The 15,151-nt window shown below is 70.4% G+C and carries 15 protein-coding genes; 11 read left to right on the top strand and 4 right to left on the bottom strand.

Annotated elements, in window-relative coordinates:
- The first annotated feature begins 35 nt into the window (after nt 1–35).
- From ABH920_RS22290 to ABH920_RS22265, 6 genes are all read left to right on the top strand, one after another.
- On the top strand, nt 36–1,178 hold the full coding sequence (locus ABH920_RS22290) for an extracellular solute-binding protein (protein WP_370351015.1): 1,143 nt from the start codon (nt 36–38) through the stop codon (nt 1,176–1,178).
- A gap of 16 nt (nt 1,179–1,194) precedes the next feature.
- Nucleotides 1,195–2,949, top strand: coding sequence for an ABC transporter permease (locus ABH920_RS22285; protein ID WP_370351014.1), 1,755 nt, complete (start codon nt 1,195–1,197; stop codon nt 2,947–2,949).
- Nucleotides 2,942–4,063, top strand: coding sequence for an ABC transporter ATP-binding protein (locus tag ABH920_RS22280; RefSeq protein ID WP_370351013.1), 1,122 nt, complete (start codon nt 2,942–2,944; stop codon nt 4,061–4,063). The genes ABH920_RS22285 and ABH920_RS22280 overlap by 8 nt, the downstream gene beginning before the upstream one ends.
- A gap of 4 nt (nt 4,064–4,067) precedes the next feature.
- Nucleotides 4,068–4,775 (top strand): GntR family transcriptional regulator, encoded by a 708-nt coding sequence (locus tag ABH920_RS22275; protein WP_370351012.1) that lies wholly within the window; start codon nt 4,068–4,070, stop codon nt 4,773–4,775.
- Between the two features lie 90 nt (nt 4,776–4,865).
- Nucleotides 4,866–6,236 carry an acyclic terpene utilization AtuA family protein gene (locus tag ABH920_RS22270; RefSeq protein ID WP_370351011.1) on the top strand — a complete coding sequence of 457 codons (1,371 nt, stop codon included), beginning with the start codon at nt 4,866–4,868 and terminating at the stop codon, nt 6,234–6,236.
- Nucleotides 6,236–6,577 carry a DUF4387 domain-containing protein gene (locus tag ABH920_RS22265; protein ID WP_370351010.1) on the top strand — a complete coding sequence of 114 codons (342 nt, stop codon included), beginning with the start codon at nt 6,236–6,238 and terminating at the stop codon, nt 6,575–6,577. Before ABH920_RS22270 ends, ABH920_RS22265 begins: the two co-directional genes overlap by 1 nt.
- 42 nt (nt 6,578–6,619) lie before the next feature.
- Here the strand turns inward: ABH920_RS22265 and ABH920_RS22260 are convergent, their stop codons facing one another.
- Nucleotides 6,620–7,210 carry a TetR/AcrR family transcriptional regulator gene (locus tag ABH920_RS22260; RefSeq protein ID WP_370351009.1) on the bottom strand — a complete coding sequence of 197 codons (591 nt, stop codon included), beginning with the start codon at nt 7,208–7,210 and terminating at the stop codon, nt 6,620–6,622.
- An 88-nt stretch (nt 7,211–7,298) separates the two neighbouring features.
- Here ABH920_RS22260 and ABH920_RS22255 point away from each other — a divergent pair, with 88 nt between their 5' ends.
- The gene (locus ABH920_RS22255) at nt 7,299–8,051 is read left to right on the top strand and encodes an SDR family NAD(P)-dependent oxidoreductase (RefSeq protein ID WP_370351008.1); all 753 of its coding nucleotides are present in this window, start codon (nt 7,299–7,301) and stop codon (nt 8,049–8,051) included.
- Nucleotides 8,052–8,073: 22 nt separating this feature from the next.
- Here ABH920_RS22255 and ABH920_RS22250 read toward each other — a convergent pair whose 3' ends face one another.
- Together ABH920_RS22250 and ABH920_RS22245 are read right to left on the bottom strand one after the other, a co-directional pair.
- The gene (locus tag ABH920_RS22250) at nt 8,074–8,658 is read right to left on the bottom strand and encodes a hypothetical protein (RefSeq protein WP_370351007.1); all 585 of its coding nucleotides are present in this window, start codon (nt 8,656–8,658) and stop codon (nt 8,074–8,076) included.
- A 75-nt stretch (nt 8,659–8,733) separates the two neighbouring features.
- Entirely contained in the window at nt 8,734–9,636 is a 903-nt protein-coding gene (locus ABH920_RS22245; RefSeq protein WP_370351006.1) for a LysR family transcriptional regulator, read from the bottom strand.
- Between the two features lie 48 nt (nt 9,637–9,684).
- Between ABH920_RS22245 and ABH920_RS22240 the strand changes: the two genes are divergently transcribed.
- Together ABH920_RS22240 and ABH920_RS22235 are read left to right on the top strand one after the other, a co-directional pair.
- Entirely contained in the window at nt 9,685–11,001 is a 1,317-nt protein-coding gene (locus ABH920_RS22240; protein WP_370351005.1) for an MFS transporter, read from the top strand.
- A gap of 156 nt (nt 11,002–11,157) precedes the next feature.
- Nucleotides 11,158–13,131: a hypothetical protein gene (locus ABH920_RS22235; protein ID WP_370351004.1), complete on the top strand. Its 1,974-nt coding sequence runs from the start codon at nt 11,158–11,160 to the stop codon at nt 13,129–13,131.
- Nucleotides 13,132–13,199: 68 nt separating this feature from the next.
- Here ABH920_RS22235 and ABH920_RS22230 read toward each other — a convergent pair whose 3' ends face one another.
- Nucleotides 13,200–13,763: an NADPH-dependent FMN reductase gene (locus ABH920_RS22230; protein WP_370351003.1), complete on the bottom strand. Its 564-nt coding sequence runs from the start codon at nt 13,761–13,763 to the stop codon at nt 13,200–13,202.
- 140 nt (nt 13,764–13,903) lie between these two features.
- Here ABH920_RS22230 and ABH920_RS22225 point away from each other — a divergent pair, with 140 nt between their 5' ends.
- Both ABH920_RS22225 and ABH920_RS22220 read left to right on the top strand, forming a co-directional pair.
- Nucleotides 13,904–14,554, top strand: a complete 651-nt coding sequence (locus ABH920_RS22225; RefSeq protein WP_370351002.1) for a TetR/AcrR family transcriptional regulator — start codon at nt 13,904–13,906, stop codon at nt 14,552–14,554.
- Between the two features lie 123 nt (nt 14,555–14,677).
- Complete coding sequence (locus ABH920_RS22220) at nt 14,678–15,118, top strand: nitroreductase family deazaflavin-dependent oxidoreductase (RefSeq protein ID WP_370351001.1); 441 nt, start codon at nt 14,678–14,680, stop codon at nt 15,116–15,118.
- Nucleotides 15,119–15,151: the final 33 nt, after the last annotated feature.

Below are 15,151 nucleotides of genomic sequence, written 5' to 3'. Positions count from 1 at the left end.
CAAGTCCGATCCTTCAAGCCCGAGAGGAGCTCGTCATGTCCCCCCGCCGCTCCCGCTCCGCCGCCGCTCGCAGAGCCACCACGATCACCGTCGCCGCCCTCGCCTTCGGAGTCGCCGCAGCCGGCTGTTCCAAGAGCACCAGCACCCCACCGCAGAGCGCCGCATCCACACCGGCCGCCCCCGCCGCGGTCGCCGACCTCGTGACCAAGTCGCACACCGAGTCCGGGCTGATCCTGTACGGCAACACGCCGACCGCGGTCATGCAGCCGCTGCTGGACGCCTTCGCCAAGGCGTACCCGTGGATCAAGCCCGCGTACTCGCAGCTGTCCGACAACCAGGTCTACACAAAGTTCCAGTCCGAGCACGCCCAGGGCGCACGGACCGCCGACCTCCTCATCTCCGACGCGATTCCGCAGGCGCTGCAGGCCGAACAGAACGGCCTGATCGCCGACGTGACCCCGCAGGGCCTCGCGAACTTCCCTCACTACATCGACCAGGGACACGGTGTTTTTGTGATGTCACCGGATCCGGTGCTGACCGCCTGGAACACCAAGACCCTGTCCGGGGCCGACGTTCCCACGAGCTACGCGCAGCTCGCCGCCGACATCAAGGCCGACCCGGCGAAGTACCCGCTGGTCAGCTACTCCCCCGCCAACCCGCTCGGTTATAACGCCGTCTACGGCCTCGACCACGTCCTCGGCGCCGCCACCGTCGCCGGCTACCTCGCGACGTACGGCCCGCACACCAAGACCTTCGACGAAGGCCTGGACGGACTGACCTACCTGGCCGGCGGCGGCGCCTCCTTCGGCTGGCTGTCCAGCGGGCTGGCCCAGGCCGTCGTCCCGCAGTACAAGGGCCTGATCAAGTACGGCTACATGACGGACGCCACGCCCCTGACCCCGCGGCTGATCTCGCAGACCGCCGGCGCGGCCTCGGCGGCCTCGGCCCAGCTCTTCCTGGACTTCGTCTACAGCGATCCCGGTCAGCAGGTCATGTGCGCGGCCGGGATGGAGGCGTCGATGAACGGCTTCAAGCCCGCGACCGGCTGCACCGCCGACCTCACCGATCTGGCCACACACGTCGACCCGAGCACCGAGTTCCTGGTCCCCGTCACCCAGGACGTGGTCAACCAGCAAACGGCCATCACGGCCGGCTGGAACAAGGCCCTCGGCCACTGACCGGCCGCCGACCACCATGGCAACCCGCACCCTCGACGAAGCCGTCCCGGTCGCCGCCCGCGGCCGGAACCGGCGCCGGCACCTGCCGTCCGCACCGGGCCAGTACCTGGTGTGGGCCGCGGTCGCCGTGCTGACCCTGGCGCCGCTGGTCCCGCTGGTGATCACCTCACTGCGGTCCAAGCCCTACTACCTGCCCGGCGGCGTGTTCAGCACGGACGCCTACCGGCAGCTGTTCGCCGACTCGGCGTTCCGCAGCGCCGCCGTCAACACCCTGCTGTTCGCGGTCACCACCACCACGCTCGCGGTCACGCTCGGCGCCGCGTTCGCCGTCCTCATCACCCGCACCGACCTGCCCGGCAGACGCTGGCTGGGCCCGGCGCTGCTGGCCCCGCTGCTGATCCCGCCGCTCGGGCTGATCGTCGGCTGGGAATCGCTCTATGGGCCGGCCGGCTACCTCACGCAGCTGTGGCACAAGAACCTGCACCTGCCCGTCTGGAACCTGACCTCCATCCCCGGCATGTCAGTACTCGGAGCCGTCGTCACCCTCCCCATCGCTTATCTGACGTGCAAGGCGGTTCTGGAGGGCGCCGACGGAGCGTTGGAGGACGCGGTCCGGGCGTCCGGCGGCGGCACGATCCGCGTCCTGCGCACCGTGACCGTGCCGATGCTGCGCACCGCGCTGCTGGACTCCGGAATGCTGATCTTCACCCTGTGCCTGGAGGTCCTGGGCATCCCGCTGTTCCTCGGACGCCCGGCGAACATCAGCTTCATCGCCAGCTACCTCTACGACACCTGGTCCAACAGCACCGTCCCGGACCCGCCGATCGTCTCGGCCGGCGCGATCCTGCTGCTGGCCGTCGCCTCGGCGCTGCTGATCGTCCGCGGCAGGCTGCTGCGACACTCGGCCCGATACACCTCCGGCACCCGGGCCACGCCGCCCGCGCGCGCCCTGGAGCTGGGCCGCTGGCGCCGTCCGGCCGCGCTGCTCATGGCCGGATTCGTCGCCGTCACCTGCGTGATCCCGTTGCTCGGCCTGGGCCTGATGTCCTCGGTCACGTCGCTGACGACGCTGGTCGCGCCGTGGCACCTGTGGACCGGCGGCAACTGGAGTCAGACCTGGTCGGACCCCACGCTGCACCGGGCGATCACCGACAGCCTCGTCGTCGCGGTGATCGGCAGCGTGGCCACCGTGGCGCTGGTCGCGGTCGCCACGGTCGTCGCCGGCCGGTCGCGGTTCCGGCTGCGCCGCACGCTGCCCGCGCTGCTGGTCTATCCCCGCGCCACGCCCGGCATCGTGTTCGGCGTCGGATTCTTCTGGCTGTTCCTGATCGTGGACTGGCCCGGCGCGATGCTGCGCAACAGCCTGTGGGGCGAGCTGCTGGCGCTGAGCGTGCGCAACATGACCCTGGCGTACATCGTCATCGCCCCGGCGCTGGCCCGGATCAGTCCGGAGCTGGCGAAGGCGGCCTCGACGTCCGGCGCGGGCTGGTGGACCACGACGCGCCGGATCACCCTGCCGCTGCTGCGGCCGGCGATCCTCAGCGCGGTGGTGCTGATGTTCGTGACGCTGGTCAGCGACTACGACCCGGTGGTGTTCCTGGCCAAGCCCGGTACCGAACTGCTCGGCACCACCATGTTGCAGACCTGGGGCAAGGGGCTGCCGGGGCCGGTCGCCGCGCTGGCCCTGATCCAGGTCCTGCTGGTCGCCGTCGCGCTCGCGATCGGCCTCGCCCTCAACTCGTCCGTGCGGAGGAAGGCCCGCCATGCCTGAGATCTCGGTACGTTCCCTGACCCAGACGTTCGGGTCCTCCCGGGTCCTGGACGACGTCAGCTTCACCGTGCCCGACGGGCGGTTCGTCACCCTGCTCGGGCCGTCGGGCTGCGGGAAGACCACGACCCTGATGTCCATCGCGGGGTTCCAGACCCCGTCGCACGGCACCATCCGCCACGGCGACCAGGTGCTGTTCGACGCGCGGCAGCGCCGCAACGTCCCGGCCGAGCGCCGCGAGCTGGGGGTGGTGTTCCAGTCCTACGCGCTGTGGCCGCATCTGACGGTCGCAGCCAACGTCGGATTCCCGCTCAAGGTCCGCCACACCGACCGCGCCGAGATCAAGAAGCGGGTCGGGGAGGTCCTGGAACTCGTCGAGCTGAGCCACCGCGCCGACGCGCATCCGCATGAGCTGTCGGGAGGGCAGCAGCAGCGCGTCGCCTTGGCCCGAGCGCTGGCGCACGGCCCGACCGCGCTGCTGCTGGACGAGCCGTTCTCCAACCTGGACGCCAAGCTGCGCGACCGGGCCCGGGACTGGCTCGGCGCGCTGCACCGCGAGCTCGGCATCACGACCGTGTTCGTCACCCACGACCAGACCGAGGCGCTGGCGATGAGCGACCAGATCCTGGTGATGAGCGGCGGCCGGGTCGTGCGGGCCGGTGCGCCGCTGGACGTCTACCGGCGGCCGGGGAGTCGGTTCGTCGCCTCGTTCCTGGGCCGGTGCAACTTCGTGACCGGGACGGCGCGCCATGTCGGCGGCGACGGTTATGTGCTGGACGCGGCGGGGCTGGCCGGAGGCGTACGGTTCCGCAGCGATGTGGCGCCGGGGCCGGGGGCTGTGACCTTGGCGGTGCGGCCCGAGTCGCTGTCCGTCTCATCCTCGCCGCGCGCGCCGGGTGCCGGGGAGCCCGGCTGGTCGGGGCAGGTCACGCAGAGCATCTTCCTGGGTGAGCACTTCCTGCACACCGTGCAGGTCGGACCGCAGGTGCTGCAGGTCTTGGGTCCTCAGCCGCTGAGCGGCGGAAACGTCCAGGTCAGCGTGGTCGACGACGCCGCGAGCATGGTCACCGACGAGCCGGAGGCGTTTGACAAATTTGCTGTAGCAGAAATCGAATAGGACCATGACGCTCCCGGAACTCAGCTCGCAGTCGCTCGCCGACCAGGCCTACAAGGCGCTGCGGGCGGCGATCGTCCACGGCGACCTGCCCTGGGGCGACAAGATCACCGAGCGCGGTCTGGCCGCCAGCCTGGGAGTGAGCCCGACGCCGGTCCGGGAGGCGCTGCGCCGGTTGGAGCAGGAACAACTCGTCGAACGGACCGGGCCCCGGTCCCTGCGGGTGGCGACCGTCTCCCCGCAGGCGCGATCCGAGAGCGGAACCATCGAGGCGGCTCTGGAAGGAGTGGCCGCGCGCTTCGCCGCCGAGAAGGCCACGAAAGCGCAGCTCGAACGGATGCAGCAGCTCCTCGACGCCGCCGACGACGCCGCCGTCATCCTGCGCGAGGACCGCGACGCCGGCCGGGAACTGACGCCCGACCAGGTGGAGCGGATCTTCAACGCGGTCCGCGACTTCCACGCCGAGATCGAGCTCGCGGCCGACAACATCCAGCTGACGCGCACCCTGACCCAGGTCCGCGCGTTCAGCCGCTCCGAACGGCTGAAGATCGCCGCCGCCCAGCTCAACGCCGGCGCGACCAGCCAGATCCAGCGCTACGGCCAGCACCACCAGCTCCTCGCGGCGCTGCGCGACCGGAACAGCGACCTGGCCGAACAGCTCGCGCGGGTCCATGCCCTGTCCTCGGCGGGCGACCTCGCGGGCTGGGACGCCTAGACCAGGACCGGGGGCGCCGCTTCGTCCTCCTGACGCGGCCTCCCATCGCACCGTTGCTATAGCAAATTGCAAAGAACGGAGAACGACACCATGGAGATCAGAATCCTGGCCCCCACCGGGGCCCTCGGCGCGGGCTTCCCCGCCGCGTCGCTGGAACGCGGAGTCGCGCTGCGGCCGCACGTCATCGCGTGCGATGCCGGCTCCACCGACAGCGGGCCGTACTACCTGGGCGCCGGGCAGCCGAAGCTGTCGCGGGAGGCCGTCGGCCGCGACCTGCGGCTGCTGCTCAAAGCCCGTGACACGCTCGGGGTGCCGCTGATCATCGGGTCCTGCGGCACCAGCGGCCGCGATGCGGGTGTCGATCTGGTGGCCGACATCGCCCGCGAGATCGCCCGGCAGGAAGGGCTGGGGTTCAAGCTCGCCCTGATATACGCCGACCAGGACCCCGGCTACCTCACCATGCGCTACGACCAGGGCCGCGTCCGTCCGCTCCAGCCCGCGCCGCCGATCGACGTCAGCACCCTGACCGACAGCCATGTGGTTGGCATGATGGGCGTCGAGCCGATCCAGCGGGCACTGCGCGACGGCGCGGAAGTAGTGCTGGCCGGGCGCGCCAGCGACACCGCCCTGTTCGCGGCGCTCCCGCACGCGATGGGCGCCGACCCCGGCCTGAACTGGCACGCGGCCAAGACCGTCGAGTGCGGCGCGGCCTGCGCGGTGCCCCCGAGACCCGACGGGCTGTTCGTCCACCTGCGCGACGATCACTTCGACGTCCAGACGCTCGACACGTCCGTCCGGCTCACGCCGCATTCGGTGGCCGCGCACACCCTGTACGAGAACGCCAACCCGTATCTGATCACGGAGCCGTCGGGCGTCCTGGACACCACGAACGCCACCTACACCGCGGTCGACGAGTGGACGGTGCGCGTCGCCGGCGCCGAATACGTGCCCAGCGACACCTACACGATCAAGCTGGAGGGCTCGCGCCTGGCCGGCTACCAGACCATCGCGATCGGCGGCATCCGCGACCGCGTGGTCATCGAGCAGCTGCCGACGCTGCTGCCGATGGCGAAGGAGTACTTCCGGGCCAAGATCCGGGACGTGTTCGGCGGCCGCGTCGATCCCGACGACGTCGACATCGACTACCGCCTCTACGGCCAGGACGCGGTGCTCGGCACCAACGACCCCGACCGCGACCGGCCCGTGCACGAACTCGGCGTACTGATCACGATCACGGCGCCGACCCAGGCGATCGCGCACGCGATCGCCACCTTCGTCGCGCACGCCAGCTCCCACCTGCCGATCCCGGAGTACGAAGGCCTGGCCAGCACCATCGCGTTCCCGTTCTCACCGCCGGAGATCGACCGCGGCCCACTGTACGAGTTCACGCTGAACCACGTCGTCGAGCCCACCGACCCGCACGAGATGTTCCGCACCGTCCACGAAGAGGTGAAGCCCTGATGCGCCTGCTCGACCTGTGCTCCCTGATCCGCTCCAAGAACGCCGGGCCGTTCGTCCTGACCTTCGACTTCATGGGCCGCGACACCGCGAGCTACGAGGCGCTGCGAGGCTCCGGCGTGCTGACGCCCGAGCTGTTCGCCGCACTGTACGGAGGCGACCCCGCCGACATCCTGGTGGTGCACCACGACCGCGCCGAGGCGGTGAAGGTCTCCATGCCGCGACCGGTGCGCCAGGGCGACCTGCGCGACTCCGACTGCTACGGCGGGCAGTTGTATGCGCCGTTGGTCGATCTGGAGGTTCCGATGCCGATCGCGCCGATCACGACTTCCGAGCGGGCCTGACTCAGGGCCACACGCTCATCTCAGGGCCCTTCGACATACGTCCTACGGCCGAGGCAGGACGGCCATCGCCGTTTCGGCGATGGCACGCAGCGATTCGGGGCTGCTACCGCCCTTGCCCAGGGCCTCGATCCCGCGCAACACGGCCAGCAGCAGTCCGGCGAGACGGCCCGGGTCGGCGTCCGGGTCGATCTCGCCGGCCCGCTGCGCCCCGGCGACGCAGGAGGCGATCAGCTCCTCGATGGCCGCGAAGGTGCGGCGGGCCGTGGCCACGACTTCCGGGTCCTGGCCCGAGAGCTCGGCGGTGCCCTTGGCGAGCAGGCAGCCGCGCCGGCACACGTCTGAGGCGGTGGCGTCCGCGACCGCCGCGACATGTGCGCGCAAGCGCTCGTAGGCGCCGGCATCCGGGCCTTCCAGCTGCCGGCGCACGCCTTCGACCAGCGCGGCGCTGTGCTCGTCGAACGTACGCAGGAACAGCTGGTGCTTGTCGCCGAAAGCGCCGTAGAGGCTGCCCTTCCCCAGGCCGGTGGCGGCCGCGATGTCGTCGACCCGCGCCGCCGCGTAGCCCGTCGCCCAGAACTGGTCCCTGGCGACGCGCAAAACCTCGTCTTCGTCAAAGCTCCGGGGACGCGCCATGGCCCTACGATACCCGTTCTTGACCACCCGGTCCAGAATGGGCTACGTTCTGGACTAGGCAGTCAAGAACCTCGAAAGGACAGGCGTCATGAGCCCCATGGACGGAAAGACAGCCCTGGTCACCGGAGCCTCCGCCGGCATCGGACAGGCCATCGCCCAGCGCTTCGCCGACGACGGCGCCCGCGTCTACATCACCGGCCGACGCGCGGACGAACTCGAAGCCGCGGCGAAGGAGATGGGCCCCAACGTGGTCCCCGTCCAGTCGGACGTCTCCCGCGCCGCCGACCTCGACCGCGTCATGGACGTCATCCGCGGCGACGGCCGGCGGCTCGACGTCGTGGTCGCCAACGCCGGCCTGGGCGACGGCGCGAGCCTGACCGACGTCACCGAGGAGCAGTTCGACCACGTCTTCGGCGTGAACACCAAGGGCAGCCTGCTGACCGTGCAGAAAGCCCTGCCCCTGCTCGCAGAGACCGCATCGGTCATCCTCCTCGGCTCCACCACCATCCACCAGGGCGTCGACCGCATGGGCGTCTACGCCGCATCGAAGGCCGCCGTCCGCAGCCTCGGCCGCACCTGGGCCGCCGAACTGGCCCCGCGCGGCGTGCGCGTCAACGTCATCACCCCCGGCCCCATCGCCACCCCCGCGATCGAGGGCCTGGCCACCCGATTCGGCCAGAGCACAGAGGACCTCCACAGCGCGCTCGCCGGTCAGGTCCCGCTGCGCCGCATGGGCCGCCCCGAGGAGGTCGCAGCACTGGCCGCCTTCCTCGCCGGGCCGGAGAGCTCGTTCATCACCGGCGCCGAGCACTTCGTCGACGGCGGACAGGTGCAGGTCTGAGCGGCGGCATCCCGTGTGATGCCTAGGGGCTGGTCTGGTCGAGCCGTTGACGGCTCATCGTCACGCAGGATTCGAATCGATCGACATCAGCGCCGGGAAGCAGTTCGGCAGCGGCAAGCAGGTACTCCCAGTACTCGCGCGGCGTAAGTCGGCTGCGCCCCGCCCCGTATGTGACCATTGAGACGAACGCCTCGGCCAGGCGGCCGGTCCGTAGCTTGCGGATCAGGTTGTGTGCATAACCGCTCGGTACCCCGCCGGCTGCGGCAAAGGCCTGTTCCAACAGGCGGCGAGCCTGCTGTTCGGGCTCGGCGAGGTCCGGGTGCACGTCGAAGAATCCGGCGAGTTCCAGAAACACGCCAAGGTCGGCCGCCTCGTCGCCGGGCAGCATCTGCGACAGCGCTTCCTCACCTATACCGGCCCACCGCTGGTGCGCCTGCGAGCGTGGCACGCCGACCGCCGCGCACACGGCAAGTGCGGCGGCACGGTAGTCGCCCGCCTCCTCGGCGAGCGTTGCGAACACGGCTTCGGGCCGCGTGTCGCCGCCCTGCAGCGCGGTGTACGCGCGCCGGACCAGCACCTCGTCTTTGCCATCATCCCGGTCGTCCATGTGGCCATCGTTGCAGCGTCCGTGATGAGGCGAGCCTCCGAATGTCGGCGGCAGCCTCGAGCGTGCGGGCGACGCTCAGCTCGCGAGCACCACGTCGATCAGCGCCCGCGCGGCAGCCGAGGAGTGGCGTTCGGCAGGAGTGAGGAGTGAGACCTCGAATTCCTGCGTCGGCGCCACCGGGCGCAGCGCCACCGGACGTGATCCGACGGTCAGCGACGGGCTGAGGAATCCGTAGCCGAAGCCGGCGCGGACCAGGTCGACGGCGGTTGGGATGTCGGTCACCTCGACGGCGACCACGCGGTGCAGGCCCGCGCCCAGGAACAGGCGGTCCACGCCGTTCCGGATGCCCCAGCCGACTGGGAAGTCGACGAAGCGGGCGCCGTCGAGGTCGGCGAGCGGGATGACGTCCCGGGCGGCGAGTGGGTCGTCGGCGGGGCAGGCCAGGAGCATCGGTTCGGAGGCCAGCCGGTGCGCGGTGACGCCGGGCGGGTACTCGCCGGGAAGCGCAGCGAAGGCCATGTCGAGGTCCCCGTCGGCGACGCGGGCGGCTAGTTCGGCCGATCCTCTCTGCGCGGTGATGGGGATGATCCGCACCGCTGGACGCTCCCGGTGGTAGCGGGTCAGCATCGCGGCCATGTCGATCAGGTGCAGCGAGTGCATGATGCCGACCCGGACCGTGCCGCGCAGGCCGCCCTGCGCGGCGGCGACCGCGTCCCGCGCCACGTCGACGGCGGACAGGACGTTCCGGGCCTCGGCCAGCAGGGCGCGGCCGGTGTCGGTGAGCTCCACCTGGTGCGTGGTGCGGTCGAACAGCCGGCCGCCGAGCTCCCGCTCCAGGGACCGGATCGAGACCGACAGTGTCGACTGGACCAGGTGCAGCCGGGCGCCGGCGCGGGTGAAGCTGCGCTCCTCGGCGACGGCGACGAAGTGCTCCAGGTGTCTGAGCTCCACGTTATGTCTCTCATCGATGATCGTCATGATTTCTTTTCGTTGTACATAATAAGCGTCGGCGCGCACGCTTGTCGCATGACAGTGATTTCGAATGGGACCTCCGCGCCGTCGGGTTCGGCGGCGGCGATGGAAAAGACAGCGGGCCCCGACCACGCGCGCCGGCGCCGCCACCACTCGTTCGGGTTCTGGGCCGCCGCGGCCGCCTTCCTGGTGAACATGGGATTCTCCGCGGTGCCCACCCCGCTCTACGTCCTCTACCAGCGCCGCGACCACTTCTCGACGATCACGCTCACCGTCGTCTTCGGCGCCTACGCGATCGGGGTCGTCGCCAGCCTGTTCTTCGGCGGCCACCTGTCGGACCGCCTGGGCCGCAAGCGGGTCCTGGTCCCGGCGCTGCTGGTCAACGTCCTCAGCGGCCTGATCTTCGTCCTCGCGCCGAGCCTGGCCGGCCTGCTCGTGGCCCGTGTCGTCTCCGGCGTCTCGATCGGCCTGACCACCGCGACGGCCACCGCCTACCTGTCCGAGCTGCACCGCGGGACGCTCGCGGACGCCTCGCACTCCGCGCAGCGCGCACGCTCCGCCCAAACGGCACGCTCCGCGCAAACAGCACAGATCGTGGCCACCGCCGCCAACCTCGGCGGCATCGGCGTCGGCCCGCTGGTCGCCGGGCTCCTCGCGCAGTACGCGCCGCAGCCGCTCCGCCTGTCGTACTACGTCTTCGGCGCGACCCTCCTGGTGCTCTCCCTGTTCATAGCCCTCTCCCCCGAGACCACCGACCGCCCCGACCCGATGCCCCGCTACCGCCCGCAGCGCATCGCGGTGCCGCCGCACGCCCGCCCCATGTTCCTCGCCGCCACGGCGGCCGGCGCGGCCACGTTCGCCGTCTACGGCGTCTTCACCTCGCTGGCCCCGTCGTTCCTGGCCGGCACCCTGCACCAGACCTCGCACGCGGTGGCCGGCGCCGTGGCCTTCACCGCCTTCGCCGCCGGCGCGCTGGCCCAGATCGCGATGAGCCGTGCCGCACTTCCCACCGCGCTGCGCACCGGCCCGCTGCTGCTGATCCCCGGCCTGGCCCTGATGATCGCCGGCATGTGGCTGCCGGACCTCACCACCTTCGTGATCGGCGGCGCCCTGGCCGGTGCCGGCGCCGGCATCTCCTTCCGCGCCGCGATCACCGCCGCCGCCTCCACCGCCGCCCCGGAATCCCGGGCCGAGGTCCTGGCAGGGTTCTTCCTCGGTGCCTACGTCGGCCTGACCGTGCCGGTGGTCGGCCTGGGCATCGCGACCCAGCACGTCTCCGCCCGCAGCGCCATGGTGGTGTTCGCCGCGCTGGTCATCGCCGCCGTGGTGGCCTGCACGCGGGTGGTGGTGCGGGCGGCCGCGGACAAGTAGGGCCGACGACCACCTGAAGCGTTTGACCTGCCAGAGCCTTCGACCAGCTAGAGAGCATCTCTTGACAGCACTCCTGGCACACGAGTTCACTCCTGTCCCTGAGAGCGCTCTCCAGCGCAGGTATCACAGACATCCGCTACGAAGGCTAGGTGGAATGTGATTCAACGTAAACGTTTCCGCTTCCCGCGCACCCTCGGGCGCGCGGGCCGGGCTCTGACGATCACGGCGGCGGCGTTGGGCCTCGTGACCGCCTCCGCCCTCACCACGTCAAGCGCGTCGGCATCCGCGCCGCACACGGCGTCCGCGGCCGCATCCACCTCCGCGACCACCACCGCATCCACCTCCGCATCCACCTCCGCGAACGCCGCCCACCAGAGCCCTGCGACGCTCCCGCCCACCGGCGGCGCCCTCGGCCCGAACGTGATCGTTTTCGACCCGACGATGTCGCAGGCCTCGATCCAGACCACGCTCGACACGATCGCCACCCAGCAGGTCCCGAACCAGTTCGGCACCGAGCGCTACGCCCTGCTGTTCAAGCCCGGGACCTACGGCTCCGCCGCGAACCCGCTGGTCTTCCAGGTCGGCTACTACACCAGCGTCGCAGGCCTGGGCCTGACCCCGGACCGCACGGTCATCAACGGCTCGCTCGACGTCTACAACCAGTGCCTCGGCAGCCAGACCAACTGCAACGCCACCGACAACTTCTGGCGCTCGGTGACGAACCTGACGATCAACGTCGCCGGCGGGAACGGCTGCCAGGCCAACACCGAGTTCTGGGCCGCCTCGCAGGCCTCCCCGCTGCGCCGGGTCGTCGTCAACGGCAACGTGAGCCTCATGGACTACTGCGACGGCTCGCCGGACTACGCCAGCGGCGGCTTCATCGCCGACTCCCGCTTCACCGGCGGCACCGTCATCAACGGCTCGCAGCAGCAGTACATCACCCGCGACACCGCCCTCGACGGCTGGACCAACGGCGTCTGGAACCAGGTCTTCTGCGGGGACCCGAGCGCGCCGGCCCAGAGCTTCGCCGCGAACTCCGGAGACCCCGGCGGCCCGGCGCCCTACACGACGCTGGCCACGTGCCCGGTGACCAAGGAGGCGCCGTACCTCTACCTCGACGACTCCGGCCAGTACCGGGTCTTCGTCCCCTCGCTCCAGAAGAACTCGAGCGGACCGAGCTGGGCCGCGGGCCAGACGCCCGGGACCTCGCTGCCGCTGAGCAGGTTCTACGTCGTGAACCCGGCGAGCACCGTCACGCAGATCAACACGGCGCTGCTGCTCGGCGACGACCTGCTGTTCACGCCGGGCGTCTACAACGTCCCGCGGACGATCCACGTCCTGTGGCCGAACACGCAGATCGTCGGCCTCGGCTTCCCCACCCTGGTCCCCACCGACGGCAACGTGACGATGGACGTCGCGGACACCGGCGGCACCACGCTGTCCGGCCTGATCTTCGACGCCGGAACCGCCGAGTCGCCGGCCCTGCTCGACGTGGCGCCGCTGCCCTTCCCGGTGAGCCACGCCGACGACCCGATCTCCGTCGACGACGTGTTCTTCCGGGTCGGCGGCGCGACGGCCGGCACGGTGCGCGACGCCTTCGTGGACAACAGCAACGGCTCGATCCTCGACGACGTCTGGATCTGGCGCGCCGACCACGGCGCGGGCGCCGGGACCTGGACCTCCGACCAGGCCGACACCGGTCTGACCGTCAACGGGAACGGCGTCACGGCCTACGGGCTCGCGGTCGAGCACTTCCAGAAGAACGAGACGGTCTGGAACGGACAGCAGGGCACGGTGATCTTCTTCCAGAACGAGAACCCGTACGAGGTGCCGAACCAGGCCTCGTGGATGGCGAGCCCGACCCAGAACGGCTATCCCGCCTTCCTGGTCGGCAAGCACGTGAAGACCTTCCAGGGCTACGGCATGGGCAGCTACACGTTCTTCAACCAGGGGGTGGACATCCAGAACTCGATGGCGTTCCAGGCGCCGTCGAGCCCCGGCGTCCAGTTCCACGACATCCTGACGGTGTTCCTCACCGGCTCCGGCGGGATCCAGTCGGTCGTCAACGGCCAGGGCGCGCCGGTCAGCTCGACGTTCGTCGGGCCGAGCGACGTCGTCTCGTACCCGTAGCAGAGTACTGATTTCCCGGGCCAGGCCGCCGCGAGGCGGCCTGGCCCCTTTGCTCAGACCCGCTTTGCTCAGACCCGCAGGGTCTTCAGCGCCCCGGCCCACGCCTCGAGCTGGTCGAACAGGACCGTGGCGGAGGCGTCGTGCTGCGGGCCCGGGTGGAAGACGGAGAAGTTCTCGAAGTCGGTGAACATCGAGAACGACAGCTGCTGGCGCACCGTGGCCATCTGGAGCTCGCTGGAGATCGCCCGCAGGTGCTCGATCGCCCGGGCGCCGCCGAGGCTGCCGTAGGAGACGAAGCCGGCCGCCTTGTTGTTCCACTCGGCGTGCAGGTAGTCGATCGCGTTCTTCAGCACGCCGGACGTGGAGTGGTTGTACTCGGGGCTGACGAATATGAACCCGTCGAACGCGGCGATGGTCGCGGCCCAGGCCTTGGTGTGCTCCCCCGCGTACTGGCCCATGGCCGGCGGCAGGGCCTCGTCCAGGTGCGGCAGCGGGTAGTCGGCCAGGTCCACCAGCTCGTACTTCGCGCCGGTGCGCGCCGCGGCCTTCTCCATGACCCAGTCGGCGACGGCCTTGCCGTTGCGGCCGGGCCGGGTGCTGCCGAGGATGACGGCGATCTTCAAGTCGCTCATGGTGCTTCCGATCTGTGAGTGTGCTGAACAGGCGAGGCTTTCGCCGGCCGCCGGTGCGGGCGGGTCCGCGGCCGGGGTCGGCGCGCTCCACGATAAACGGACTTTACCCCGATTAACATTCCCGCCGGTAGAGTGACCCCATGGACCGCCCCGCTCAGCCTCTGGGTTCACCTGCTCTGTCCCTGGGTTCACCGTCGGTCGGCTCTCCCCCGACCGAACGCGCCGACGCCGTCCGCAACCGCAAGCACCTGCTGGCCACGGCCCGCGAGATGCTGGCCGAACAGTGCGGCGCGGACGGCCTGACGATGGACGGCCTGGCCGAGCGGGCCGGACTCGGCAAGGGGACGGTGTTCCGCCGGTTCGGCACCCGCGCGGGGATCTTCCAGGCGCTGCTCGAGGGCGACGAGCGTGACTTCCAGGAGCAGGTGCTGGCCGGCCCCCCGCCGCTGGGCCCCGGCGCCCCCGCGCCGGACCGCCTGATCGCCTACGGCCGGGCCAGAATCGCCTTCATGATCAGAAACCGTGAGATCGCCCGGGCCTCGCTCGACGGCCGGCAGCCGATCCCGGCCGGCGCGGAGACACCGATGTCCCGGACGCACATCCGCATGCTGTTGGGACAGATGCGGCTCGACGGCGCCGACCTGGACATGCTGGCCATCCAGCTCACCGCCGCCCTGGACGCCCCTCCGCTGCTGTACCTCTCGACCTCCGACCTCACCGAGCCCACCGGCATCGAGGACCGGATCGGCCAGGCCTGGCAGGACCTCGTCCGGCGCATATGCAGCGCGTAGTACCCGCGGTCCGCGTGTCCTCTGGCCTCGCCGGGTGAACCGGGGTAAAGTCCGTTTCGACACGACGAGGCCCTGCCACGCCCCGTGGCAGGCCGGTGGACCGACGGATCGGATGACGAAACCATGCCTCTCACCGGCGAGTACGACCCCAGCACCTTCGACTTCAGCCGCGACCAGGTCGAGCTCTACGAAAGCTCCGGAGGCACCGAGGGCACGGAGAACCAGGGCAAGCCGGTCATCGTGCTGACCTCGGTGGGCGCCAAGTCCGGCAAGCTGCGCAAGACCCCGCTGATGCGCGTCGAGCACGACGGCGAGTACGCCGTGGTCGCCTCGCTCGGCGGCGCGCCCAAGCACCCGGTCTGGTACTACAACGTGACCGCGAACCCGCACGTGGAGCTCCAGGACGGCCCGGCGAAGAAGGACTACCAGGCCCGGGAAGTCCACGACGAGGAGTACGAGGCCTGGTTCGACCGCGCCGTCGCCGTCTGGCCGGACTACGCCGAGTACCAGAAGAAGACCAGCAGGAAGATGCCGATCTTCGTCCTCACCCCGTTCGAGGCGTAGGAGACACAGGCGCCTGCGCCGGATTTAACACAG

This window comes from Catenulispora sp. EB89 (assembly GCF_041261445.1).
Lineage (GTDB): Bacteria > Actinomycetota > Actinomycetes > Streptomycetales > Catenulisporaceae > Catenulispora.
This window is presented reverse-complemented; position numbering and strand designations above follow the sequence as displayed.

Coding starts and splice junctions, on each gene's coding strand:
- ABH920_RS22270 (WP_370351011.1), top strand. CDS start 4,866: ATGGAGATCAGAATCCTGGCCCCCACCGGGGCCCTCGGCGCGGGCTTC.
- ABH920_RS22250 (WP_370351007.1), bottom strand. CDS start 8,658: ATGGACGACCGGGATGATGGCAAAGACGAGGTGCTGGTCCGGCGCGCG.
- ABH920_RS22225 (WP_370351002.1), top strand. CDS start 13,904: ATGGACCGCCCCGCTCAGCCTCTGGGTTCACCTGCTCTGTCCCTGGGT.
- ABH920_RS22240 (WP_370351005.1), top strand. CDS start 9,685: ATGACAGTGATTTCGAATGGGACCTCCGCGCCGTCGGGTTCGGCGGCG.
- ABH920_RS22220 (WP_370351001.1), top strand. CDS start 14,678: ATGCCTCTCACCGGCGAGTACGACCCCAGCACCTTCGACTTCAGCCGC.
- ABH920_RS22280 (WP_370351013.1), top strand. CDS start 2,942: ATGCCTGAGATCTCGGTACGTTCCCTGACCCAGACGTTCGGGTCCTCC.
- ABH920_RS22255 (WP_370351008.1), top strand. CDS start 7,299: ATGAGCCCCATGGACGGAAAGACAGCCCTGGTCACCGGAGCCTCCGCC.
- ABH920_RS22230 (WP_370351003.1), bottom strand. CDS start 13,763: ATGAGCGACTTGAAGATCGCCGTCATCCTCGGCAGCACCCGGCCCGGC.
- ABH920_RS22275 (WP_370351012.1), top strand. CDS start 4,068: ATGACGCTCCCGGAACTCAGCTCGCAGTCGCTCGCCGACCAGGCCTAC.
- ABH920_RS22290 (WP_370351015.1), top strand. CDS start 36: ATGTCCCCCCGCCGCTCCCGCTCCGCCGCCGCTCGCAGAGCCACCACG.
- ABH920_RS22265 (WP_370351010.1), top strand. CDS start 6,236: ATGCGCCTGCTCGACCTGTGCTCCCTGATCCGCTCCAAGAACGCCGGG.
- ABH920_RS22245 (WP_370351006.1), bottom strand. CDS start 9,636: ATGACGATCATCGATGAGAGACATAACGTGGAGCTCAGACACCTGGAG.
- ABH920_RS22260 (WP_370351009.1), bottom strand. CDS start 7,210: ATGGCGCGTCCCCGGAGCTTTGACGAAGACGAGGTTTTGCGCGTCGCC.
- ABH920_RS22285 (WP_370351014.1), top strand. CDS start 1,195: ATGGCAACCCGCACCCTCGACGAAGCCGTCCCGGTCGCCGCCCGCGGC.